General features: G+C 69.1%; 2 protein-coding genes. Both read right to left on the bottom strand.

Annotation, left to right across the window (positions count from 1 at the left end):
- Positions 1-119: 119 nt before the first annotated feature.
- Entirely contained in the window at positions 120-863 is a 744-nt protein-coding gene (locus tag ACTIFJ_RS14355) for an SDR family NAD(P)-dependent oxidoreductase (protein WP_439534795.1), read from the bottom strand.
- The coding region (locus ACTIFJ_RS14350) for a hypothetical protein (RefSeq protein ID WP_439534794.1) at positions 860-1119 on the bottom strand (260 nt) is incomplete at its 5' end. The genes ACTIFJ_RS14355 and ACTIFJ_RS14350, both read right to left, overlap by 4 nt.

The raw sequence follows: 1119 nt of genomic DNA, 5'->3' as shown, positions 1-1119 counted from the left end.
ACAACAGACGGTCCTGCGCGATCAACTAGATAATTGGGGTCTGGGGCCTGCGGCGCCAGCCGCCGGAGGCACTTTCTGTTACCGGCGGCGGCTATTTTCTCATGAATCTCGATACCCGCCTAAACCAGCCCCCCGTCGGCGATGATCGTCCGCCCGTTCACCCAGCGCGCCGCCGGCGACGCCAGGAACACGATGATGTCGGCAATATCCGCCGGTTGCCCCAGCCGCCCCAGCGGTGTCGCCGCCGCGATACCGGCGCGCATGTCATCGGGGATCCATTCAGTCATCGGCGTCTCGGTCGCGCCCGGCGCCACCGCATTGATGGCAATGTTCCGTCCGGCCAGCTCGCGCGCAAACCCCTGGGTCATCGTCGACAGCGCCGCCTTGGCCGCGCAATAGGGCACGATTCCCGGCATCGGCCCATAGGCCAGGTTCGACGAGACATTGACGATCCGCCCGCCGCGCTCGCCGAACGTCGCCACCACCGCCTGCATCATTAGCAGCGCCGACAGCAGATTGTCGTTCATCATCGCCGTGAAACCCTCGGCCGTCACTTCGCCGAACGGCTGCTTCGGCGCCGCTCCCGCACAATTGACCAATATGTCGACCCGCCCGAACGCCGCGACCAGCGCCGCCACCATCGCCTCAGCATCCGCCGCCACCGCGCAGTCGCCGGACAGCGCCACTGCCTGCCCGCCGGCCTCGGTGATCGCCGCCACCGTCGCCGCCGCGCCCGCGTGGTTGCGGAACGCATGCACCCCCACCAGCGCCCCTTCGCGTGCCAGCGCCCGCGCCGCCGCACTGCCGATGCCGCCGGACGCCCCGGTCACCAGCGCCACCTGTCCGCTCAAAACACCGCTCATGCCGTTCCCCTCACCCGCACCAGCCCGCCCAGGTCATCGACTGGCCCTGTTGCCAGGCCGATCCCGCGCAGCCCCTCGCTGCCCAATGTCTGGAAGCCGTAGTAATAGAGATAAAGCCGGTCGCCCACCGCCACCAGCCGGTTCGCCGCCACCCCGAAGTCGTCCCACGCCCCCCTGGCGCCGACGGTGAAAAACGGCCCGTCGCCGAGATGATGCCAGACCAGCCCGTCGTCCGAGTCCGCCGCGGCGATGCTCC

The organism is Polymorphobacter sp. (genome assembly GCF_051860865.1).
Classification (GTDB): Bacteria; Pseudomonadota; Alphaproteobacteria; order Sphingomonadales; family Sphingomonadaceae; genus Sandarakinorhabdus.
This window is presented reverse-complemented; position numbering and strand designations above follow the sequence as displayed.

Excerpts from the sequence above, each read along its gene's own strand:
- ACTIFJ_RS14355 (WP_439534795.1), bottom strand. The coding sequence starts at position 863 with ATGAGCGGTGTTTTGAGCGGACAGGTGGCGCTGGTGACCGGGGCGTCC.